Source organism: Mucilaginibacter sp. SMC90, assembly GCF_022811725.1.
Classification (GTDB): domain Bacteria; phylum Bacteroidota; class Bacteroidia; order Sphingobacteriales; family Sphingobacteriaceae; genus Mucilaginibacter.
The window spans coordinates 2,761,935-2,782,211 of sequence record NZ_CP094527.1; the positions used below are offsets into that span (position 1 = coordinate 2,761,935).

Annotated in this window: 23 protein-coding genes; 10 read left to right on the forward strand and 13 right to left on the reverse strand. The window is 40.5% G+C overall.

Features of this window, described 5'->3' with window-relative positions:
• Positions 1–56: 56 nt before the first annotated feature.
• A complete protein-coding gene (locus tag MTO98_RS11895) occupies positions 57–695 on the reverse strand; it encodes a two-component system response regulator (RefSeq protein ID WP_243486873.1) in 639 nt (212 codons plus the stop codon).
• A 420-nt stretch (positions 696–1,115) separates the two neighbouring features.
• Between MTO98_RS11895 and MTO98_RS11900 the strand changes: the two genes are divergently transcribed.
• Positions 1,116–1,649: a DUF4142 domain-containing protein gene (locus MTO98_RS11900; RefSeq protein ID WP_243486874.1), complete on the forward strand. Its 534-nt coding sequence runs from the start codon at positions 1,116–1,118 to the stop codon at positions 1,647–1,649.
• Here the strand turns inward: MTO98_RS11900 and MTO98_RS11905 are convergent.
• The 3 genes from MTO98_RS11905 to MTO98_RS11915 form a co-directional block, all read right to left on the reverse strand.
• On the reverse strand, positions 1,641–2,843 hold the full coding sequence (locus MTO98_RS11905) for a DUF763 domain-containing protein (RefSeq protein ID WP_243486875.1): 1,203 nt from the start codon (positions 2,841–2,843) through the stop codon (positions 1,641–1,643). The two genes, MTO98_RS11900 and MTO98_RS11905, sit on opposite strands and share 9 nt — an antisense overlap.
• Positions 2,844–3,036: 193 nt before the next feature.
• The gene (locus tag MTO98_RS11910) at positions 3,037–4,947 is read right to left on the reverse strand and encodes a long-chain fatty acid--CoA ligase (protein ID WP_243486876.1); all 1,911 of its coding nucleotides are present in this window, start codon (positions 4,945–4,947) and stop codon (positions 3,037–3,039) included.
• Positions 4,948–5,006: 59 nt separating this feature from the next.
• Positions 5,007–5,741, reverse strand: coding sequence for a DUF2625 domain-containing protein (locus MTO98_RS11915; RefSeq protein ID WP_243486877.1), 735 nt, complete (start codon positions 5,739–5,741; stop codon positions 5,007–5,009).
• A 124-nt stretch (positions 5,742–5,865) separates the two neighbouring features.
• Here MTO98_RS11915 and MTO98_RS11920 point away from each other — a divergent pair, with 124 nt between their 5' ends.
• The gene (locus MTO98_RS11920; protein ID WP_243486878.1) at positions 5,866–6,462 is read left to right on the forward strand and encodes a short chain dehydrogenase; all 597 of its coding nucleotides are present in this window, start codon (positions 5,866–5,868) and stop codon (positions 6,460–6,462) included.
• A gap of 262 nt (positions 6,463–6,724) precedes the next feature.
• Entirely contained in the window at positions 6,725–7,555 is an 831-nt protein-coding gene (locus MTO98_RS11925; protein WP_243486879.1) for a nuclear transport factor 2 family protein, read from the forward strand.
• A 124-nt stretch (positions 7,556–7,679) separates the two neighbouring features.
• Here the strand turns inward: MTO98_RS11925 and MTO98_RS11930 are convergent, their stop codons facing one another.
• The 3 genes from MTO98_RS11930 to MTO98_RS11940 form a co-directional block, all read right to left on the reverse strand.
• Complete coding sequence (locus tag MTO98_RS11930) at positions 7,680–8,006, reverse strand: iron-sulfur cluster assembly accessory protein (RefSeq protein WP_090526181.1); 327 nt, start codon at positions 8,004–8,006, stop codon at positions 7,680–7,682.
• A 131-nt stretch (positions 8,007–8,137) separates the two neighbouring features.
• Positions 8,138–8,551: a Fe-S cluster assembly scaffold IscU gene (gene iscU, locus MTO98_RS11935; protein ID WP_076378185.1), complete on the reverse strand. Its 414-nt coding sequence runs from the start codon at positions 8,549–8,551 to the stop codon at positions 8,138–8,140.
• A gap of 111 nt (positions 8,552–8,662) precedes the next feature.
• Positions 8,663–9,874, reverse strand: coding sequence for an IscS subfamily cysteine desulfurase (locus tag MTO98_RS11940; protein WP_243486880.1), 1,212 nt, complete (start codon positions 9,872–9,874; stop codon positions 8,663–8,665).
• Between the two features lie 110 nt (positions 9,875–9,984).
• Here MTO98_RS11940 and mce point away from each other — a divergent pair, with 110 nt between their 5' ends.
• The 6 genes from mce (at position 9,985) to prmA (ending at position 14,938) form a co-directional block, all read left to right on the forward strand.
• Positions 9,985–10,821 carry a methylmalonyl-CoA epimerase gene (gene mce, locus MTO98_RS11945; RefSeq protein ID WP_243486881.1) on the forward strand — a complete coding sequence of 279 codons (837 nt, stop codon included), beginning with the start codon at positions 9,985–9,987 and terminating at the stop codon, positions 10,819–10,821.
• A gap of 238 nt (positions 10,822–11,059) precedes the next feature.
• On the forward strand, positions 11,060–11,308 hold the full coding sequence (locus MTO98_RS11950; RefSeq protein ID WP_090524811.1) for a type B 50S ribosomal protein L31: 249 nt from the start codon (positions 11,060–11,062) through the stop codon (positions 11,306–11,308).
• A 64-nt stretch (positions 11,309–11,372) separates the two neighbouring features.
• Positions 11,373–12,557 (forward strand): GlmU family protein, encoded by a 1,185-nt coding sequence (locus MTO98_RS11955; protein WP_243486882.1) that lies wholly within the window; start codon positions 11,373–11,375, stop codon positions 12,555–12,557.
• A 120-nt stretch (positions 12,558–12,677) separates the two neighbouring features.
• A complete protein-coding gene (gene tpiA / locus MTO98_RS11960) occupies positions 12,678–13,442 on the forward strand; it encodes a triose-phosphate isomerase (RefSeq protein ID WP_243486883.1) in 765 nt (254 codons plus the stop codon).
• A gap of 134 nt (positions 13,443–13,576) precedes the next feature.
• Entirely contained in the window at positions 13,577–14,047 is a 471-nt protein-coding gene (locus tag MTO98_RS11965) for a hypothetical protein (RefSeq protein ID WP_243486884.1), read from the forward strand.
• 54 nt (positions 14,048–14,101) lie between these two features.
• Positions 14,102–14,938 (forward strand): 50S ribosomal protein L11 methyltransferase, encoded by an 837-nt coding sequence (gene prmA / locus MTO98_RS11970; RefSeq protein WP_243486885.1) that lies wholly within the window; start codon positions 14,102–14,104, stop codon positions 14,936–14,938.
• Between the two features lie 119 nt (positions 14,939–15,057).
• Here the strand turns inward: prmA and MTO98_RS11975 are convergent, their stop codons facing one another.
• Both MTO98_RS11975 and MTO98_RS11980 read right to left on the reverse strand, forming a co-directional pair.
• On the reverse strand, positions 15,058–15,699 hold the full coding sequence (locus MTO98_RS11975; protein ID WP_243486886.1) for an NAD(P)-dependent oxidoreductase: 642 nt from the start codon (positions 15,697–15,699) through the stop codon (positions 15,058–15,060).
• 55 nt (positions 15,700–15,754) lie between these two features.
• Complete coding sequence (locus MTO98_RS11980; protein ID WP_243486887.1) at positions 15,755–16,162, reverse strand: Rrf2 family transcriptional regulator; 408 nt, start codon at positions 16,160–16,162, stop codon at positions 15,755–15,757.
• A gap of 310 nt (positions 16,163–16,472) precedes the next feature.
• Between MTO98_RS11980 and MTO98_RS11985 the strand changes: the two genes are divergently transcribed.
• Entirely contained in the window at positions 16,473–16,814 is a 342-nt protein-coding gene (locus MTO98_RS11985; RefSeq protein WP_243486888.1) for a helix-turn-helix domain-containing protein, read from the forward strand.
• Between the two features lie 24 nt (positions 16,815–16,838).
• Here the strand turns inward: MTO98_RS11985 and MTO98_RS11990 are convergent, their stop codons facing one another.
• From MTO98_RS11990 to mqnC, 4 genes are all read right to left on the reverse strand, one after another.
• Positions 16,839–17,960 carry a GNAT family N-acetyltransferase gene (locus MTO98_RS11990; RefSeq protein ID WP_243486889.1) on the reverse strand — a complete coding sequence of 374 codons (1,122 nt, stop codon included), beginning with the start codon at positions 17,958–17,960 and terminating at the stop codon, positions 16,839–16,841.
• A gap of 81 nt (positions 17,961–18,041) precedes the next feature.
• Positions 18,042–18,236, reverse strand: a complete 195-nt coding sequence (locus tag MTO98_RS11995) for a hypothetical protein (protein ID WP_243486890.1) — start codon at positions 18,234–18,236, stop codon at positions 18,042–18,044.
• A gap of 142 nt (positions 18,237–18,378) precedes the next feature.
• Positions 18,379–18,930 carry an SMC-Scp complex subunit ScpB gene (gene scpB, locus MTO98_RS12000; RefSeq protein ID WP_243486891.1) on the reverse strand — a complete coding sequence of 184 codons (552 nt, stop codon included), beginning with the start codon at positions 18,928–18,930 and terminating at the stop codon, positions 18,379–18,381.
• A 126-nt stretch (positions 18,931–19,056) separates the two neighbouring features.
• Positions 19,057–20,181: a cyclic dehypoxanthinyl futalosine synthase gene (gene mqnC, locus MTO98_RS12005; RefSeq protein ID WP_243486892.1), complete on the reverse strand. Its 1,125-nt coding sequence runs from the start codon at positions 20,179–20,181 to the stop codon at positions 19,057–19,059.
• Positions 20,182–20,277 lie beyond the last annotated feature (96 nt).

Consider the following 20,277-nt stretch of genomic DNA (forward strand, 5'->3'; position numbering starts at 1 on the left):
GAAAACACAAAAGGGAACCCGAAGTTCCCTTTTGCATATGAATTGATGTTTGATGCTTACCAGTTAGATGCAGGTTTTAATTCAAGACCAGCTGCATTCCTTGAAACCTCTTCATTTATCTTACCCAAAAAGTGCCTTGTTAATGGTTTGGAAATAAAGCTTTTAACAAAAGGATATGCTTTGATCCGTTTCTGATCGGCAGGATCGACGGAGTTTGAAATAATATAAATAGATACAGGTTTTACCAGCGAACGATGGAGATTATTGAACAAATCTAAAAATTCCCAGCCATCCATTAACGGCATATCCAGATCAAGGAAAATAATATTAGGGATTTCTGCATGTTTATTACGGTTGGTGTACAATGCGTTATACACAGGTTCGGGGTTCATATAAAAACTGGCATTCAACCAGTTATCTTTCAATATGATCTTAACTGTTTCATGAAAAATGATATCATCATCAATAATAGCAACCGAATGGCGTTGATCGTCTTTAATAAGATTGAGAATGTCTTTTTTTATTTCAATTAGCAACGGAGATAGTAGTTCTGCACCGCATTCAATACAATTTAATGTACGTGACAATGCTACTTCAAGGGGGACTTGTATTGATAAACAGGTGGTATCATTATATATTGAGGCAGCACAATCTTTATTAAAGCAATAACATGTGATTTTTTCGGCGTTTAACATAGTGCAAAGGTTTCGTTTAGTTTGTTCATTTAAATAGCCTCAACATTGATGCCCTTTTGTTTGTTTGTAAGAAAATATTTACAAAATATTGTAAATGGCAGAAAATTCGATGCGTTTAATTTAATGTAAATTTTTGTAAATCAGGATTTTAAGTTGATTTAAGCAGGGCAGTACTAAATCTTAAATTTAGCAAAACGTGTTTGCTGCGGCGGTTGTTTTAAATCTAAGCAAAAATAACTACGGATGCAAGTGTGGGTTTTACACCTCAATTGTATGTTTAACATAACAATTGAGCTATTGCTTTATTAGTGCTTAATAATGATATTGATCAGCCGGCTAAGTAATTTGAAATTGGGGTGTTTATGGAAGCGAAAACTATTGTCGCTAATTTTTGTTAAATTAGAACATTAAACTATTAGCATGAGCCGAGCAACAAGCGTTTTATTTTCTATGTTTCTTTTGTTGATGTTACAGGCCTGCCAAAGTAACCGGCAAGCTAATAACTATAATAAAGCACAGGTAGATGATAACGGTTTACTGTTTCTTAAAAGTGGCGAAGAATCAACCCTTGCGTCGGTAAAGGCCTCGGGTTTGGCTATAGCAAATTCAAAAAATCAACGGGTTATTCAATTTGCCAAGCTTATGATTGATGATCATACTATGCTGGCTGATGATTTCAAGAAACTCAAAGCGGATAACCTTGTTGCCGATTCGGTTGCGATAAGCCCGGTTCATCAGCAAATGATCAATGACCTTGATATAAAAAAAGCAGGAGCATTTGACAGGGCGTATATACAGATGGTTATCGATGACCATACAGACCAGATAGCATTGTATAAAACCGTAGCGAAAGATAATAAAAATGCATCCCTTGCCGAGTTTGCTAATAAAGCTTTACCTGGGTTACAGGCTCACCTGGACACTGCAAAGTTCATCAGTACTGTTTTAAAATAGCTTTAATTGCTGCTCAACAGGTGGTTTTGCTTTCCCGAAAACTGTGCGGCCACCATATTTCCACGAATCGTTGCGTTCCTTTTCAACTACTTTGTCAAAATTGGCATTAGGTGTAAAATCCTTTTCAGCGTTTTGGGCTATCTGCGATAGTCGTTTGATAGCTTCATTTTTATCGGCATTACCCATTTTTGCTTTATGTATGGCCGTTTGCAGCGTATTTAAGGTTTCGTCATAAACTTTTGTTGGCACCGGAAATGGAGCGCCATCTTTCCCGCCATGCGCAAAGGAAAACCTTGCGGGGTCCTTAAACCGGGACGGGGTTCCATGAATTACTTCACTTACCAGGGCCAGGGATTGTAATGTGCGCGGGCCTAAGCCTTGCAATAATAACAGATCCTCAAAATCTTTAGGTTGTTTTTCGTGTGCCAGCCAAAGTACAGCGCCAAGTCGTTTAAGGTCTACATCTTTGGCATGTACTTCATGATGATTAGGCATCACCAGCTTGCTTATCTCATTGATCATAATCCCTGGATTTTCTCCGGCAATCTGCATAACGCCATTGCGTGAACTGCCGGCTTCTTTATCTGTCATGTTCAGGATGTAGCCGCTATTTTTTCCGTAAATAAAAGTATGCGGATCATCAACAAACGAGCTAAGCTGTTCTGAATGCCAATGGTAACGGCGTGCAGTACCACTGGCATCGCTCATGCCTTGCTGTACCACAGCCCATTTGCCGGTGTCGCTTAAAATGAAATTATGGGTATAAAGCTGAAAGCCATCCTGAATGGCTGTATTATCTACCTTAGCACTCAGCTTACTGCATTTTACCAGGTAGTTACCGTCCAATCCGGTGGTTTCGCTTACCTTTAAAAGCTCGGCCGGGGTTTGTTTGGAGTGTTTGCCTTTGCCTCCGCAAATGTAAATCCCTAATTCGCGGCTGTGCGGGTTAATGGATTTCTTTAATGCACCCATTACAGAAGTTGTTATGCCCGACGAATGCCAGTCCATCCCCATAACCGCACCCAAGCTCTGAAACCAGAAAGGATCGCTTAACCGGCGAAGCACTTCATCCTTACCATAATCCATAACTATGGTTTCCACCACGGCAAGGCCAAGCTTAGCCATTCGCTCGGCAAGCCACTGCGGTACATAGCCATAATGTAAAGGTAGGTCAGCACTGCCAGATCGCTTCATGCTAACAAATTTAGTATTTTATTGGGATTACACCGATTGTTTTTTGATGATTACACCGATTTTTGATTGAACTTTGAATTGATAGATACAAAAATGCCGTAAATTTGAGTCTACGGCATTAAGGTTATTAATCAAAAATAATCTAAGATTCTCAAATCGGTGAAATCAAAATTAATCGGTGTAATCCCTAAAATTAATCTTCATCCGCTTCACCAGCATACAGCTCGTCAATATCGGCGGCGTATTTCTTTTCGATAACTTTGCGTTTGGCTTTCATGGTAGGGGTGATCTCGCCATCATCCATACTGAAAGGGTTACGTTTTACTTTGAATGATTTGATCCGTTCAAACTTGGCCAGCTCGTTACTGTATTTACGGATATCAGCACCTATCCAATCAACAATTTCTTTATCATCAATGAATACTTCAGGGCGCTCAAAGAAATCATTTTGAAGGTTAAAAGTTTCCTGCAATGTTTCGCGGGCCGGAACAATAATGGCAGCAATGTATTCGCGTTTATCGCCCACTAAAAATACCTGCTCAATTTTAGGACTTTTAAGGTAAGTGTTCTCTACCGGGGTAGGATAAATGTTTTTACCGTAAGCGTTAACCAGCATGTTTTTGAGCCTGTCGGTAATCTGGAGGTTACCACGGAAAAACCTGCCGATATCACCGGTATGGAACCAGCCGTGCGAATCAATAACAGTAGCAGTTTCCTCGGGCTTGTTCCAATAACCCTTCATTACACAATGCCCGCGAACGATGATCTCGCCCTCTTCAGTAAGCGTATCTTCTTTAAAATTATCGTGGGTTTGGATGCTGTAAATATGTTTGGTATCCACGTTTTGGATAGCCACTTCGATACCTGGTATAATGCGCCCTACGGTACCATATATTACCCTGTGGCGTTCTGTGACTGCCATAACCGGCGAAGTTTCGGTTAAGCCAAAACCTTCTAATATCACGATACCAAGGTCGCCAAAAAATTCACCGATGTTTTTAGGCAATGCACCACCACCGGATACCATGAACTTTAATTGCCCGCCGGTTTTTTCTTTGATCTTGCTGAATACCAGTTTTTCGGCAATACCATGCTGCGCTTTCAGTATAACATTAGGCGATTTACCGGCTTCCTGTGCCAGGCGTACTTTTTTGCCAACTTCAAATGCCCAAAGAAAGATCTTGGTTTTAAGGCCACCTGCTGATGTGCCGCTTTTGATAGCCCTGTCATGGATACGTTCAAGCAACCGTGGTACACAGCAAAGTATGGTAGGTTTAACCTCGGCCATATTCTTGGCCAGCAATTCAAGACTTTGGGCGAAGGCAATCTGCGAGCCCCGGTAAATGGCTATGTGATAAATTGTGCGCTCAAAAACATGCGATAACGGTAGGAATGACAAAAACCTGTCTGTTTTTTCAACAAACGGAATTTGGATTAAGCTGTTGATTGCATTTTGTGTTAAATTGTGGTGTGTTAAAACCACGCCTTTGGGTACACCTGTAGTGCCCGAAGTATAAATAAGGCACGAAGTATCAGTTGTTAATATGGCTTCACGTGCTGCGTTAATGGCATGGCGATATTGATCAATCAGTTTGCGGCCTTCGTCAATTACCTGGTCAAAACCAATCACACCTGCATTTATGCTTACTTTATCGCTGAATTTTTCAAAATCATCGAACGCTGGGATCAGGCGGATCAGTTCCGGGCAGCTGTTGGCCACCTTTAAAACTTTCCTGAACAGGAACGGGTTGCCGCAGATAATAGTGCGCGCGCCAGAGTCGTTGAGGATATATTCTATCTCGTTTTCGGTAAGGGTTGGATATATAGAGGTATTAACCGCGCCAATCTGTTGCAGGGCCTGATCGTAATAAACGTAATTCGGGCCGTTTTCGATAATAAGCGAAAGCCTGTCGCCTTTCCTGATACCGATGTGCAGGAACCAGGCCGAGATAGCATCAATTTTCTCTAATGCCTCACCGTAGCTGATCTCAACCCAGGTATCTTTAACTTTATGAAGCAGAAAAGTATGCTCTAAGGGATGGATGTTGGCAACGGTATTTCTAATGAAACTCGGAACAGTTGAAAGTTCGGTATTTTTACTCATTTATATAATTGGATATTGTAAGCAAACTTATAGTATTTAGTAACAAAAACCAATGTTGATTATTGTTTAAGTTGTTTCATGCTATCTATTGAAAAATCGTATTGCTCTTGTACAGGAACAATTTTTCTTGATACTTTATTGATATCCTTTCCTTCAGCTGTCCAAAGGAATGGATAAAAGCTGAACACCTGGTCTGGTGATAGTTTTCTGATCTCTTCCCGCCAGCCTTTCCATCTTAAATCCTCATAAAACTTATTAATATCACCTGCAAAACAAAAGTTAAGAAATTGCAGATATGTAATATTCAAGGCTTCCCATTTGAGGCTCTCTGGAGCTAAATAATAGATCTGCCCGAGGTCCTGCCCAAATTCGCCGCCATTAATTGCAAAAAATCCGCCAACTACATCATCTGCTATCAGCAAAAAGTTGGGTTTTTCTCCAAATTCTTTAAATGATTTACCTTTATTCCATCCGGGGAGGCTTCGATTTAGCTTTGGATTGCCCGAACCTAATATTCTTATCCAACCATCGTCTATCAACAATCCCCCGGTAAAGTAAACAACAGCACCCATGTATGAATGCGTGGTCACCTGTGTTTGGTAAATGGCTTCTTTGTTTTTACCTGCTATTGTTTTCAGTATTTCTACTTTGTTCTTCGCCCCTGCAATTTCCTGTTGCAATAGCGGCCATGCAGTGGTATCGCTTGTTAATTCTTCGGCAGTGCGCATTTTAGTTTGTCCGAATAAACTTTGGAATAGCGTAATTAAACAAATTGAAATAATAATCCGTTTCATGAAAGGTTTATAGCGGCAAATATATTAATTGCCTCAACACCGATTTGTAATAATGCTGACGCGATAACTTTATTGATGCCGATTTATATTAACACTTATTAAATTGTACAAAAAAACACAGACTATGAAAATAATTATCATTGGCGCTTCGGGCACTATTGGCAAAAAGGTTACCGAAGCATTTCAAGGTAAGCACGACATCATTACTGCCGGCTCAAAAAGCGGTGATTTTCAATTAGATATTACTGCTCCCGAATCAATTGAAAGATTTTATGAAAAGGTTGGTGGATTTGATGCATTAGTGAGCACAACCGGCTCGGGCCATTTTGGCCCGTTAACCAGCACAACACCTGCCGATTTCAAAAAAGGTATTGAAAGCAAGCTGCTGGGGCAGGTAAACCTGGTACTTATTGGGCAGCATTTTATTAATGCTAAAGGATCATTCACACTTACATCGGGGATCCTATCTGAAGACCCGGTGATCAATGGAGCTAACCTTGGTACTATCAACGGCGGCTTAAACGCTTTTGTGCTGGCCGCATCTATCGAGCTTGAAAAGGGGGTAAGGATCAACGCTATCAGTCCCGGTGTAGTAGAGGATTCTCCCGGCTATTTTGAGTACTTTCCAGGTCACGAACCAGTAGCTATGGATAAGGTTGTCAATGCGTATGTTAAAAGTGTATTTGGCGCTATCACCGGGCAGGTGATCAAGGTGTTTTGATAAAATCCAACCACATGTCATTGCGAGGAACGAAGCAATCGCACGAAGTATAACCGCTCTGTATAGCGTGCGATTGCCACGCTTCGCAATGACATTTTTCTTTTTTGCTAAACTTTGTCTATCTTCACTTCATAATTACTATCTCCACATATAAAACAAGGGTCGCCTGAAGGCCCGGCCTGTTGCTGCAGGTTTGGTAACACGCTGCTATCTGCGGTAGTGTTGAGTATTGTCTGAAATTTTTAATCTTATTTAACCGGTAATGAAAATTACTCAAGTGTTTACTTTGGGCATATGCTGCATTTTTATATGTGCTGCCCATAACGCAAAATCGCATACCTATATGGATACCATAACGAATAAGCAAAAAGTACTGTCTTTTTATAAACAAATAGTTGGGCAACGTAAAGCCGAGCTGATTCCCGAATTTATAGTTGAAGGCTATAAGCAACATAACCCTACCGTTAAACAGGGGAGGGCAGGTATAACCGAAATGATCAATTACCTGAAAACTTTGCCACCACCACCCGAAGGTGCCAAATCGCCGATCATCAGGGCGATACAGGAAGGCGACTTGGTAGTAACCCACCTTGATATTCAATTTATGGGCAAGCGTATGGCTGTGATCGATCTGTTTAAGTTGAAGGATGGTATGTTGACCGAGCATTGGGATGCTATACAATCTCTGCCCGATGAAAGCGAGAAAGAGACAACATCAACTAATGGTACTGCTGAAATTGATCATCATATTTCTGCAGAAAATAGCAAATTGATTGTTGACCAGTTTTACAAAGCAATCTTAAACAAACAATCTACTAATCAGTTTATTGATGCTGCTTACATTGAGCATGATGCTTCTGTAGCAGCATCAGGTGTGGGATTGGCAGGCTACCTTGACCAGCCTGAGCGAGCTGTTAAAATTCACAGGATTATAGCCGAAGGAGATTTTGTTGCAGTTCAATCGCAGTTTAACAGATCAGGAAAATGGTTTGCATTGTACGAGATATTTAGGGTGGCTAACGATAAGATAGCTGAGCATTGGAGTGTGGAACAGGGGATGCCTGAGGGGATTAAACCGGAGGATATGTTTTAGGTTGTTCGGCTGAAAGCTGAAGCGATGATTAGCCACGGTCTGGAAGCCCGCGGCAGCATTGCAGTTTTAATAAAACAAAAAGAGGCGCTCATCGCGCCTCTTTTTATATTTTAAGGTTGAATATTTATACCGAAAAACTTTCGCCGCAACCGCAGGTACGGCTGGCGTTAGGGTTGTGGAAATTGAAGCCCTTACCGTTAAGGCCGTCAGAAAAATCAAGCTCAGTACCGGCAAGGTACAGGAATGATTTCATGTCGAGGGCCATACGCACGCCCTGGTCTTCAAAAAACTGATCGCCTTTTTTCTCTTCGTTATCAAAATCAAGATTGTATGATAAGCCAGAGCAACCACCGCCCTGAACAGATACACGCAGAAAATAAGAGGCATCAAGCCCTGCATCCTGCATCAGGTGTTCTATTTTGCTTTTTGCTTTATCAGTTACAGTTACCATTTTTTTAAAGAGTCAAGATTATTAGATTCAAGAGTCAAGATTTTTACCCGTCTCTTGCGCACTACACTATTGAAATTTAAGATACAGAAGGGATGTCTTACTTTCCTGGCTCCTGCATCTAAAATTCTTTCTTAGTGGTGTACTTTTTCGCTTTCAATTGGCGCTAAGCCATTTTTAACGCGGAAATCATTGATCGCTGCTTTGATAGCGTCTTCGGCTAATACCGAGCAGTGAATTTTTACCGGTGGAAGTGCAAGCTCTTCAACGATATCCATGTTGTCTATTTTCATAGCATCGTCAATGCTTTTGCCTTTAAGCCACTCTGTAGCCAATGATGAAGAAGCGATTGCCGAACCGCAACCGAATGTTTTAAATTTTGCATCGGTGATAACATTGTTATCATCAACCTGGATCTGCAGGCGCATTACGTCGCCGCACTCAGGTGCACCAACTAAACCGGTACCTACTTTGTGGCTGCTTTTATCCAAAGTGCCCACATTGCGGGGGTTAGTGTAGTGATCGATTACTTTATCTGAATATGCCATTTTTTTAAAGTTCTAAGTAGTAAGTTATAAGTTCTGAGTCTTTTGCAAGACTCTTATATGTCAAATCGAAAATGGGGATCCGAAATCGAAAATCCCAAATCCGAAATTAAATTAATGTTCTGCCCACTCAATTGAGTTAAGGTCGATACCTTCTTTAAACATTTCCCATAGTGGTGAAAGATCACGCAGGTGGGTAACCGCTTTCTTGGTTACTTCAACAGCGTAATCAACTTCCTCTTCGGTAGTAAAGCGGCCTAAGCCAAAACGGATAGAAGAGTGTGCCAGGTCGTCAGACAGGCCTAAGCTTTTCAATACATATGACGGCTCCAATGAAGCAGAAGTACAAGCCGAACCTGATGATACAGCCAGATCTTTCATCGCCATCATCAAACCTTCGCCTTCAACATATTTGAATGAAATATTAGCTACATGTGGTAAACGATGTTCTACATTACCGTTTATATAGCTTTCTTCCAATACAGTTAAAGCTGATTGCAGTTTATCGCGTAAACCCGAAAGGCGTTTTGCTTCGCTTTCCATTTCCTGGGCGCAAAGTTCGCAGGCTTTACCTAAACCAACAATACCAGGTACGTTAAGGGTACCAGAACGCATACCACGCTCGTGACCGCCACCGTCCATTTGGGCAGTAACTTTAACCCTTGGGCCTTTACGGCGTACGTATAATGCGCCAACGCCTTTAGGACCATATATTTTATGTGCTGATAAGGCCAATAAGTCAATACCATCAGCGTTAACGTCAACAGGGATTTTACCAACTGCCTGGGTGGCATCTGTCATGAACAAAGCACCGTGTTTGTGGGCAATGGCAGCAATTTCTTTAACTGGTTGTATAACACCAATTTCATTGTTACCATACATGATAGATACCAGGATAGTTTCAGGGGTCATTGCTGCTTCAAGCTCGGCTAAATCAACAAGTCCATCTTCTTTAACAGCAAGGTAAGTTACCTTACCACCCAGTTTCTCAACGTGTTTGCAGGCATCAAGCACAGCTTTATGCTCTGTAACTGCGGTTATGATGTGGTTACCTTTGTCTTTGTACATTTCAAATACCCCTTTAATAGCAAGGTTATCTGATTCTGTAGCACCAGAGGTAAAGATGATCTCTTTTTCAGATGCGCCGATCAGTTTGGCAACCTGTTCGCGTGCGTAATCAACCGCCTCCTCTGCAACCCAGCCAAACGCATGGTTACGGCTTGCTGCATTACCAAATTTTTCGTTAAAATATGGTAACATAGCCTCCAGTACCCTTGGGTCCATCGGTGTAGTTGCATTGTTATCTAAATAAATTGGGATATTCATAGTCCTTTTGAAATATATTAACAAAACAAAGATACGCAAGTTTTTATCTAAATTCAGCTAAAATACTTCGCAATTAATCAAAGCTGACCATTAATTTACAATATTTGGACATGAACAAAGTGGAGCACATTGGCATAGCGGTTAACAATGTTAAATTAGCAGGTGAAATTTATTCCAAATTGCTGAACACGCCGGTATATAAAACCGAAATTGTAGAAAGCGAAGCGGTTGAAACTGCTTTTCTGCAAAGCGGACCCAATAAAATAGAACTGCTCCAGGCACTTAATGATGATAGTGCTATAGCTAAGTTTATATCAAAAAGGGGAGAGGGGATTCATCATATAGCTTTTGATGTTGATGATATTGAGGCTGAAATGGATCGTTTGAAGGCTGAAGGCTTTGTATTACTTAACGATAAACCTAAACGTGGGGCCGATAATAAATTGGTATGCTTTGTACACCCTAAGAGTGCTAATGGTGTTTTGATAGAACTTTGTCAGGGCAACGATTATCCGGAAAAAACTAAACGCAAAGAGTTGACCCTGGAAGACGAGCTCAGCCTGTTTCAGTTCCGAAATAAATTGATTATTCCAGATGATTTACTTGCTTATCTGAAATTAACAGACGAAGAGATTGATGCCTATAATGAGGATATGTTTGTGTTTTACAAATTCTCCGAATTTAAAAGCGTAAAAGAAGAAGTTAGTGATTATGGCGGGGTACCAGACTATCGCAAAATAGTGGATATATTACCACAACATCAAAACTGTTTTGTATTTGCAGAATATTCAATACACCTAATGGTATTTGCTATCAGGTTATATGATGATAATAGTGACAAAAATGAGGTTTACACTATTTGTGGTAGTAGTTATGAAGTTGTAGCAAATTCGTTTGAAGAGTTTATGGCAATTTATAAGGATGATTTTAGCAAATTATTTATTTAATATATTGCTTGTGTTAGATAGTAGCGGTACCGGCCAAGCGCGCAATGCCCGCAGGCGTATTTATCTAACATGTTTATAGTCAATTCCTTCAAATATTGTTTTCACCTGGCTATGAACCATGAACTATTATCCATAAACAATAATGAACTATTTTTAATTTGCTATTCCGAATTACACTTTTATTATTACATTTGCACCTCTTTTAAGTAAAGTACAGAAGGTAAGTTTATATAATATAATGAAAAAAGATCTGCATCCATCAAACTATAGGTTAGTTGTATTTAAAGATATGTCAAACGACTACTCTTTTATCACTAAATCTTGCATCGATACCCGCGAAACCGTTAAATGGGAAGATGGTAACGAATATCCATTGGTTAAATTAGAGATTTCTCATACTTCGCACCCGTTCTACACCGGTAAAATGAAACTGGTTGATACTGCAGGTCGTATTGACAAATTCCGTTCACGTTACAACAAGAAGTAATTTTTGTTTAAACAATATTTACAAGTCCCGGCTTTGCAGTCGGGACTTTTTTTATTTTTGCGCCATGGCAATTATCCTTTTTGACGATAACGCACATCAGTCGCTGCTGCCGCTTACCTTTACCAGGCCTGTAGCCGATCTTCGCATCGGTATATTCACCATTGCCGAAAAATGGGCTAAGCATTTAAACCAGGCTTGCTCCTTTCATACGCTTGATTACTTAAAAATAAAGTTCCCGGTAAGTATTGAGGCCGATAACGTTTTTATTAATGGTGCCATATGCCCCGATGAAAACCTGGTTGAAGCAATCAATAAACTGCAAACAGGGCAGGCGCTTAAATACAACGACCAGTTAATAGCCGTTAAACTTAAAGCTACGGATGCCTTGGGCTTTAACGCTGATGCTGATTTTGATGATGTTATAAGTTATCCTAACCTTTTTGTATCGATCAAATATCCTGAAGATATTTTCAGGAAGAATGATATTGAACTTCGCAAGGATTTTCAGCTGCTTACCAAAGGGCGCACCAGTGCAGTCATCAGTTCAACTAATATTGTTATTGGCGGCGATTTTTTTGCTGAAGAAGGGGCTGTTGCCGAGTGCTCTACATTTAACACCACTAACGGTCCTATTTATCTTTCGGCTAATACCGAAGTTTGGGAAGGTACCCATATCCGCGGGCCGTTTGCTATTTGCGAACATTCGCAGGTAAAAATGGGTACCAAAATTTATGGTGCTACAACAATAGGCCCATATTGCAGGGTTGGAGGCGAAATAAATAACTCGGTAATATGGGGATATTCGTCTAAAGGGCACGAGGGGTACCTCGGTAATTCGGTTTTAGGCGAATGGTGTAATATCGGCGCTGATACAAACAATTCCAATCTGAAGAATAACTATGCTGAGGTGAAACTTTGGGATTACAGCACGCAACGCTTGCGTAAAACAGGACTCCAGTTTTGCGGTTTGATCATGGCCGATCATGCTAAAAGCGGTATCAATACCATGTTTAATACGGGTACCGTAGTAGGTGTAGGGGCCAATGTTTTTGGTGCCGGTTTTCCAAGTAACTTTGTCCCCGATTTTTCATGGGGAGGAGCACAAGGTTTTGACGTTTATTTGATCAATAAAATGTTTGAAACCGCACAGAAAGTGTTTGACCGCCGGGATCATCGTGATTTTGACGAAACTGAACAAAATATACTAACAACCATATTTAAGCTGACAGAAGAGTACAGGACGTTTTAATTTGGTGAGTGGTTTATTGGGTTGATTGGGTGAGTAGTTGACAACGAATATACCATTTGATAAATCCAACTAACCATTCACTTAATCAACTAATCAACCACCCACTAAAATAATAAAATCATGAGAAAGAAAATCGTTGCCGGAAACTGGAAAATGAACCTTGATTACAATGAAGGTTTAGCTTTATTTTCAGAGATCATCAACATGGTTAAAGATGAGGCTACCGGCACGCAGGAAGCAGTGATCTGCAGTCCATTTATTCACATCCACAGCCTGGTACAACTATCAAAAGGTTATAGCAAAATTGCCGTTGGCGCACAAAATGCCCACCAGGAAGAAAAAGGCGCTTACACAGGCGAGATCTCTGCTAAAATGATCAAATCTACAGGTGCTGCTTATGTGATCCTTGGTCACTCAGAGCGCCGTCAGTATTTTGGCGAAACCAATGCTTTGCTTGCCAAAAAAACAGATACCGCTTTAAAGAATGATCTTCGCCCTATTTTCTGTATTGGCGAAACTTTGCAGGAGCGTGAAGCTAATACACATTTTGATGTGATTAAAACTCAACTGCTTGAAGGTGTATTTCATCTTGATGCTGAGCAATTTGCTAAATTAGTTATTGCTTATGAACCAGTTTGGGCTATCGGTACCGGTGTAACTGCTACCTCTGCACAGGCACAGGAGATCCACGAGTTTATCCGTAAAGAAATTGCTGCCAAATACAGCCAGGAAGTTGCTGATGCTACTACTATTTTATACGGTGGCAGCTGCAACCCAAGCAATGCTGCCGAGCTGTTTGCGCAGGCTGATATTGATGGCGGTCTTATCGGCGGTGCTTCGCTAAAATCACGCGATTTCACTGATATCGTTAAAACGTTTAATTAATATTAGTTATGAGATTTTAGATATGAGATCTGAGACAATGCTCAAACTTAATTTCAAACAGAAATGAGGTTTGCGCTGTTTATTAAAAAATAAACTCTCAAATCTCATATCTCACGTCTCAATCTAACAGAAGCATGAAGCTTTTAAAAGTTCTTTTACCGGTTTTGATCGACTTTGGCATTTTTTGGGCAGTGGTGTATATCAACATGCCCGATCATCCCATGCGTATTGGCGAAATTGGTAACGGGAATTTGTATAGCCTTATGGCTTACTTCAGTCTTTTTTGGGGCTTGCTGCTTGCCGATGGTATTCTCACGCAATACCTGATCATTACACCGCTTTGGAATTGGGTTAAACATAAAGGTGCCCTGGCCCGTTTTATTGCCGGAGCCTGCATTGCCCTGGTTTGTATATTATTTGGCGGAGCCCTCAGTTACATTATATGGCTACCCGAAGAAGGATACAGCCCCTTGCTTAGTTTTTGGTGGTACATGACCGAAATACAGGCTGTTTACTGGCTTGTTAACTTCGTTGTGCTGTATTTGCTCGACAGGAAAAGAGCAGGTGCCGATAGCGGGCAGGTTGAGCCTGAAGTTGCAGGTTAACCCCGCTCTCTTATTAGCTGGTTTTGTGTAGAGTGTTAATGACAAAAAAACAAAATGAATTATTACGAACTATTTTTTACAACCATCACTACCGAAGATTATCAGCAGGACCTGCTGATAAATGCTTTGGGCGAGATAGGTTTTGATACTTTTGAAGAGCTTGAGCTTGGTTTTAAGGCTTATATCCCCGAAGATATTTTTGACCAGCAGGCGCTTGATGAGCAGTTATTACCTTATAAATCCCTGTTCACTTTTAGTTACGAGGTAACCCTTATCCCTCAAAAAAACTGGAACGAGGTATGGGAAAGCAACTTTGAACCGATAGAAATAGGCAATAAGATCTATGTAAGGGCAACTTTTCATGAACCTAAGCCTGAGTTTGAATACGAGATCGTGATCGATCCTAAAATGGCATTTGGCACCGGGCACCACCAAACCACGGCCATGATGCTGGGCCTGATGCTGGAAAATGAATTTGCAGGTAAAAAGGTGCTTGATATGGGCTGCGGTACCGGGATCCTTGCTATTATGGCCGCCAAATTAGCTGCTGATGATATCACGGCCATTGATTACGATCCTGTTTGCTATGAAAGCACTATCGAAAATTCGGCTCTGAATAATGTAAGCAATATCAAACCACTTTGTGGTTCAAAAGAGGTTATTCCTGATGAGCAATATGATACCATTCTGGCTAACATTAACCGCAATATTCTTATCGACCAGATGCAGCGCTATGCCGAAGTATTAAAAGCTGATGGAGAGATCTACTTCAGTGGTTTTTATGAATCGCCAGATCTGGATATCATTACAGATGAAGCACGGAAGTATGGCCTGAAATATATCACCCATAAGAAAGACAAAGAATGGGTTGCCGCTAAGTTTATAAAGTAAGAGCCCTAAAATAAAGTTATGTCATTGCGAGGAGGGACGACGAAGCAATCGCATACTATGCATATCCGCCCTGTAAAGTATGCGATTGCCACGCTATCGCTCGCAATGACATAAAAATATTAATACCCCACAGTAAACCTTCTCTTCACAAACTGGTTGTTTTCCAATTCATCCAGTATAGCAACTGCTAAATCTTCAACTGAAATTTCGTGCTCGTGTTTGTCATTAAATACCGGTTCATCTGTGCCTGTGCGGTATACGCCTGTACGGGTACCTGGGTGCAGGTTAATAGCGGGGCTCAGGAACGTCCAGTCTAACTCTTCTTCTTTTTTGATGATGTTCAGGTAGTCGCGGGCTGCGGTAGCGCCGGCTTTCCATTCGGCAGGGAATTGGGGGCTATCAACTAATTGCACGCCTGGCGCAATGTAAAGGCTCCCTGCACCGCCTATAACCAATAAGCGTTTTATTCCGGCTTGCTTAGTTGCTTGCTGTATAGCTTCAGATCCCTTTATAAAATCGTTATACAGATTGGGGTTTGTCCAGCCTGCATTAAATGAGTTTACTACCGCGTTATGGCCTTTCAAAGCTTCTGTTAACTCATTAACATTATATACGTCGGCAGTTTTGAGTGTTAGCCTGGAGTTTTCAATATCCGTTTTTGGATTGCGGGCTATGGCTGTTACCTCGTATCCTCGTTGTAAGGCTTCTGCTAATACTGCTTTTCCTACAAAGCCTGTGGCTCCAATTAATGCTATTTTCATTGTTTTTTGGTTTTTATATTGTAATTAAAATTGTTACAGTTTGTTTTAAAATTTTTTAATCGAATTGATTTACAAAATCAAAAATGGTTATGGTACTTAATTTTTTGATTATAGCTGCTTCAACATCATCAGCCAGGTGGTCAAGATGGGCACCAATTTGCTTGCCGACCGGGCAATCAGGATTGGGCTTGTTTTTGGCCTGGCCCAAAGCAGGTGGTAGTTTTACAGCCTTGTAAACATCGGCAAGAGTAATTTTTTGTGGTGGAAGGGCAAGGCTATACCCGCCGGTTTTACCTTCTTTACTTTCAATAAGGCCACAGGCGCGTAGTTTGCGCATCTCTTTACGTACTAAAACCGGATTTACATTCATGCTGCCAGCTACGTAATCTGACGATAACAGTTCACCCGGCTGTTTGCAAAGCAGGGTTAATACATGGGTTGCTATTTGGAATTGTCCGTTCATTTATCTGTAATAAAAAATATTACAGTACAAAAGTGAAATTTAAATTTTAAAAAGAAGAATTTTTTGCGCTTTTTTGCGCACTAAATTACAATGGGGTGAAGATCCCGGTTCAGATTATTAGTAAAAAATACCATGTTGTAGGTATGTTTTTGAACGATTAATTTGTTTTAATTTAAAGGATTTGCCAATCGCAACAATTAACTACACTTTTAAATAAAATTTTACGCAAATTAGTTGATAATTAGCGTGATAATAAATATTATTGTAAAGTAATTAACTTTTGCGAAACCTACACTATTAATTTAACCAAATGAAAACTCTCGGAAAAAAAATCAGATTATTACGTCATCAAAAAGGGTGGAGCCAGGAGGATGTTGCAAAGAGATTGGATATTTCAATTCCTGCTTTCTCAAAGATTGAAACGGGGATTACCGATATAAATTTGTCAAGACTTGAGCAGATAGCAAATTTATTTGAAATGTCTGTAGTTCAGTTGCTTACATTTAATGATAACGAGCAGGATCAGAAATTTGTTAACGAGTTGGAAACCGTTAATAAACGTTTAATGGACCGCGAAACTGAAGTAATCGATTTGCAGAAAAAAGTAATTGAACTATTTGAAGAACTTCGACATTCAAAAGTAACCGCATAATTTTTGAGGCCCGGTTTGGCCGGGCTAATCAAAAATGTAACGCATTGTTAAATGCTTTTTGCCAAATGTAGCGCCAACTGCTTCATGGATGGCTATCATTTTGTCGTTGAAATCTCCTACCCAGGATAATTCAAGCTCATCATAACGCTTGAGCGGCAACACATATTCCTTTAATTTTATAAACATTGCCGATTCGAGGCCGTGTTTTTGATACTTTGGTTTAGTACCCATTACAATGGCGCGCATGCGGGATACCCCTTTCCACCGGTAATATAAAAACTTAAGTTTACCAATAAGGTTCAGCTTGCCGTTAAGCGGTTTAAGCATTTGGTTGGCATCAGGTAAAATGATCATGAATGATGCAGGTTCATCATCAACGTAAGCAAACCAAATCAGTTTTGGGTCCATCAGTGGCTTCATTTTTTCAAAGCTTTCCATGATGGTGCTGTATGTAATGGGGACAAAATTTTCAAAGTCTTTCCATCCGTCGTTATAAACCTCAATAAAATCGGCTGCAAACTTTTCTATTTTTTTTATTTCGAAATGCCTGAAATCATAACCTGGTTTTTGGGCCACCCAGTTGGCAATTTTGGTAAATCGTTCGGGAAAAGGTTTATGGGCGTCAACGTGGTTGGTGATCTGGGCGTATTGGGTTTTAAAGCCGTATTCATCAAAAAAGGCCTGGTAATACGGATAGTTATAGTTCATGCCGTATGACGGAGGGGTAAAGCCTTCAACAAGTAAGCCCCAAAAGTTATCATTTTCACCAAAGTTGATGGGGCCATCCATGGCTTTCATGCCATTTTCTTTAAGCCAGCTCTTTGCCGTGTCAAATAAGAGGAAAGCCGCTTTTTTGTTATTGATGCATTCAAAAAAGCCCATCCCGCCTGTTGGCTGTTCATAATTGTACGCCTTTTTTTCATTTATGAACGCTGCAACCCGGCCAATTAGTTTGCCATTATCATCGGTAAGGATCCAGCGGGTACATTTTCCATGCTGGTGAAAATTGTTTTTTGCGGGATTGAATACAGCCTCGATATCATTATCAAGCGGACAAACCCAGTTTGGATCGTCTTTATAAATGATGCGGGCCACATCCAGGAACGCTTTTTTTGATGTTTTGTCCTGTACTTCAGTTACTTTCATACTTGTTGGTGCCGGTAGATAATAAAAAAAGCATCCAGAGGCATAGTCTGAATGCTTTACAAAATACTATATTTTTAAATACTAATAATCGTCTTCGTCTTCGTCATCAAATGACTCATAACCACCTCTGCCCAGATCATCGTCTAAGGGGCCGTCAAAGTCATCATCATCGTCATCATACTTCTTCGTTGCTTTTGTTGGCTCCAGATCATCATCCTCCGCATCGTTATCAGAGTCTTGGACCTTTTTAGTGTTCGGTTTCTTTGGCGCTCCCATTGTAATGGATTTTATAAATTAAACTTCGTCAATAATAATAATTTAAATCAGATAAAGAAAAGCGTTTTTTCAGATCCTTTATCTTTACCGATTCAATAGTAAAAATAATTAAAATTGATTTTTTTTAAAACAGAAATTAAAATTATTCTGATTGTTCGCCAATGGTGGCGGTATTGTTTGTAAAGTCCTTAAGTTGAGGCAATTCCTCAATGCTGTTAATGCCAAAATAGTCCATAAACAACAAACTTGTGCCGTAAAGTATAGGTTTTCCAAGCCCTTCTGATTTGCCAACTATAGCTATCAGCTCTTTTTCCAGTAATTTTTGGATCGAATAATCACAGTTTACTCCTCTTATTTGTTCAATATCGGGTTTGGTTACCGGTTGCTTATAAGCGATGATGGCAAGGGTTTCCAAAGCGGCCTGGCTCAATTTTTTCTTTGATCGTTGCAGCTGCAGCAAATTGATAACGGCATGGTATTCCTTTTTAGTGAGGAATTGATAGCCGTTGCCAATTTTAACTAATTCAATAGCTAAGCTATGATGCTGATACTTTTCATGGATCCTGTTTATAGCATCAGTTACTTCTTCGCTGGCAAAATCACGTTCAAACGCCGCCTGGAGGCAATACATAATCTCTTCCAGCCTGATTGCCTGTTCTGACGCAAAAATTAGTGCCTCTACGTATTGTTCCATTTTTTAAGTCGAAAGCCTACAGTCTTAAGTTCAAAGTCTTAATCTTAAATACAAAGTCAATAATCTTGGATTGAGAGCTATTGACTTAAAACTTAGGGCTTGAGACTTAAAACTTCCGACTTAATACTAATAATTTATAACCTGTTCTTCAATTTCAACGGGGATGTCGCGCCACTCGTATCGCTGGGTACGAAGTTGCGGTTCAAAGCCAGCTTCTTTAATAGACTCCTGGATGCCTTTGGCGGTAAACCTGTGCGGCGCACCGGCTGCCGATACTACATTTTCCTCAATCATGATAGAGCCAAAATCGTTAGCGCCTGCATGTAAGCAAATTTGGGCAACCTGTTTACCTACAGTAAGCCACGAAGCCTGGATGTTTTTAACGTTTGGCAACATAATACGGCTCAGTGCAATCATGCGGATATATTCATCGCCGGTTACATTATTGGTGATGCCGCGTACTTTACGTAAAAGGGTACCATCATCCTGGAAAGGCCATGGAATAAATGCTATGAAGCCGTAATTGCCTTCTGGTTTCTCGGCCTGTACTTCACGGATCCAAACTAAATGCTCGAAGCGCTCTTCAATAGTTTCGATATGGCCAAACATCATGGTTGCAGATGTTGGCAGGTTAAGCTGATGAGCGGCACGCATTACGTCAAGCCATTCTTTACCGCCGCATTTGCCTTTTGAGATCAGGCGGCGAACACGGTCGTTCAAAATTTCGGCACCGGCACCTGGCAATGAATCCAAGCCGGCCTCCTTCATGGCCCTTAATACTTCAATGTGAGGCATGCCCTCTAATTTGGCAACATGCGCAATTTCAGGTGGACCTAATGAATGTAGCTTTAATTTAGGATATAGCTGCTTCAGTTCGCGGAACAGATCAGTATAAAATTTCAGCCCCAAATCAGGGTGGTGACCGCCTTGTAACAACAGCTGATCGCCGCCATAACGGAACGTTTCCTCTATCTTCTTTTTATATGTTTCAATGTCAGTTATGTAACTGTCTTCGTGACCAGGACGGCGGAAGAAATTACAAAACTTGCAATTAGCGATACAAACATTGGTGGTATTAACATTACGGTCTATTTGCCAGGTAACCTTACCATGCGGAACCTGTATTTTACGAAGTTCGTTGGCAGTGTACATCAACTCGGCAGTAGAGGCGTTGTTATACAGGTAAACGCCTTCTTCAAGCGTTAAAAAATCAAACCGCAACGCGCGTTGCAACAGATCGGCTGTATTCATATCAGGCAAATATACGTAAGTTGATAATTTGATTTTGCCCGCTGTTAAATAATTGACAAAAAAGATAGAAAGGAAGAAGCGGAAAGCTCAAGGCCT

Coding starts and splice junctions, on each gene's coding strand:
- MTO98_RS11985 (WP_243486888.1), top strand. CDS start 16,473: ATGAAAACTCTCGGAAAAAAAATCAGATTATTACGTCATCAAAAAGGG.
- MTO98_RS11910 (WP_243486876.1), bottom strand. CDS start 4,947: ATGAGTAAAAATACCGAACTTTCAACTGTTCCGAGTTTCATTAGAAAT.
- tpiA (WP_243486883.1), top strand. CDS start 12,678: ATGAGAAAGAAAATCGTTGCCGGAAACTGGAAAATGAACCTTGATTAC.
- MTO98_RS11900 (WP_243486874.1), top strand. CDS start 1,116: ATGAGCCGAGCAACAAGCGTTTTATTTTCTATGTTTCTTTTGTTGATG.
- mce (WP_243486881.1), top strand. CDS start 9,985: ATGAACAAAGTGGAGCACATTGGCATAGCGGTTAACAATGTTAAATTA.
- MTO98_RS11950 (WP_090524811.1), top strand. CDS start 11,060: ATGAAAAAAGATCTGCATCCATCAAACTATAGGTTAGTTGTATTTAAA.
- iscU (WP_076378185.1), bottom strand. CDS start 8,551: ATGGCATATTCAGATAAAGTAATCGATCACTACACTAACCCCCGCAAT.
- scpB (WP_243486891.1), bottom strand. CDS start 18,930: ATGGAACAATACGTAGAGGCACTAATTTTTGCGTCAGAACAGGCAATC.
- MTO98_RS11995 (WP_243486890.1), bottom strand. CDS start 18,236: ATGGGAGCGCCAAAGAAACCGAACACTAAAAAGGTCCAAGACTCTGAT.
- MTO98_RS11975 (WP_243486886.1), bottom strand. CDS start 15,699: ATGAAAATAGCATTAATTGGAGCCACAGGCTTTGTAGGAAAAGCAGTA.
- MTO98_RS11965 (WP_243486884.1), top strand. CDS start 13,577: ATGAAGCTTTTAAAAGTTCTTTTACCGGTTTTGATCGACTTTGGCATT.
- MTO98_RS11905 (WP_243486875.1), bottom strand. CDS start 2,843: ATGAAGCGATCTGGCAGTGCTGACCTACCTTTACATTATGGCTATGTA.
- MTO98_RS11925 (WP_243486879.1), top strand. CDS start 6,725: ATGAAAATTACTCAAGTGTTTACTTTGGGCATATGCTGCATTTTTATA.
- MTO98_RS11955 (WP_243486882.1), top strand. CDS start 11,373: ATGGCAATTATCCTTTTTGACGATAACGCACATCAGTCGCTGCTGCCG.
- mqnC (WP_243486892.1), bottom strand. CDS start 20,181: ATGAATACAGCCGATCTGTTGCAACGCGCGTTGCGGTTTGATTTTTTA.
- MTO98_RS11930 (WP_090526181.1), bottom strand. CDS start 8,006: ATGGTAACTGTAACTGATAAAGCAAAAAGCAAAATAGAACACCTGATG.
- MTO98_RS11980 (WP_243486887.1), bottom strand. CDS start 16,162: ATGAACGGACAATTCCAAATAGCAACCCATGTATTAACCCTGCTTTGC.
- MTO98_RS11920 (WP_243486878.1), top strand. CDS start 5,866: ATGAAAATAATTATCATTGGCGCTTCGGGCACTATTGGCAAAAAGGTT.
- prmA (WP_243486885.1), top strand. CDS start 14,102: ATGAATTATTACGAACTATTTTTTACAACCATCACTACCGAAGATTAT.
- MTO98_RS11895 (WP_243486873.1), bottom strand. CDS start 695: ATGTTAAACGCCGAAAAAATCACATGTTATTGCTTTAATAAAGATTGT.
- MTO98_RS11940 (WP_243486880.1), bottom strand. CDS start 9,874: ATGAATATCCCAATTTATTTAGATAACAATGCAACTACACCGATGGAC.
- MTO98_RS11915 (WP_243486877.1), bottom strand. CDS start 5,741: ATGAAACGGATTATTATTTCAATTTGTTTAATTACGCTATTCCAAAGT.
- MTO98_RS11990 (WP_243486889.1), bottom strand. CDS start 17,960: ATGAAAGTAACTGAAGTACAGGACAAAACATCAAAAAAAGCGTTCCTG.